The 866-nt window shown below is 32.4% G+C and carries 1 protein-coding gene; it reads left to right on the plus strand.

Annotated features, from left to right (window positions below; genetic code table 11):
• Positions 1-124: 124 nt before the first annotated feature.
• The coding region (locus tag H8911_RS12200) for a transposase (RefSeq protein WP_186999844.1) at positions 125-866 on the plus strand (742 nt) is incomplete at its 3' end.

The raw sequence follows: 866 nt of genomic DNA on the forward strand, positions 1-866 counted from the left end.
CGTAGAATGTTCCTAATTTAAAGGAAATCTACGAATTTTTCTTATCACCCATTGGGTGAACTTTTCATATAAGAAAAGCTCCTCTATAATATAGGCGTCAAAACCAAAAAAAGGAGCCATACCTATGATACAAACTAATTCACTTTTTGACAAGATTAATTTTAACGGTGGAAATCTTTCCAGTGATGGTGGATCCATTCTTCTTTCTCAATTTCTTAAAAAGATAAATTTGAAAAAACTATTAGATTCTATTCCATTTGTGGATTTAAGACATCTTCCTGTATATTCAAACACGAATATCTTGTTTCAACAAATTATCAAATGTTTACTGGGATATAATGACCAGTCTGATCAGAAAATATTAATTAATGATCCTTTACTGTCACTCAAATCCTTGATATGTTCTCAAGCTACGGTAAGTCGTTTCTATGACCGTGTATCTTTAAATACAACCAATGAATTCAAAAAAATCATTACTCAGCTTGCATATGATTTTGTGAATACAAATATAGATGATCCAATTCTTGATGCGGATTCCACCATGGTTACAACTTGTGGCAACCAGGAAGCCAGTGCCTATATTCATCATTATCAGGAAAATGGATATCATCCACTCATAATCAATGAATACCATTCAAAGCTCTTACTTTCATCTTTGTTGAGAACTGGCTCTGCTTATTCTTCTAATGGAATCATTGAAGAACTTGAACAGATATTTACACAATTGAACAATACCGGAAATATAAGATTCAGAGGTGACAGCGCCTTTTACAGAAGGGATTTGTTTAAATATCTGGAAAACAACCAGGTTACGTATTATATCCGAGTTAAGAATTTTAAGAAAAACATTAGAGAATCCCTAATGG

It is taken from the genome of Holdemanella hominis, assembly GCF_014306155.1.
Classification (GTDB): domain Bacteria; phylum Bacillota_I; class Bacilli_A; order Erysipelotrichales; family Erysipelotrichaceae; genus Holdemanella; species Holdemanella hominis.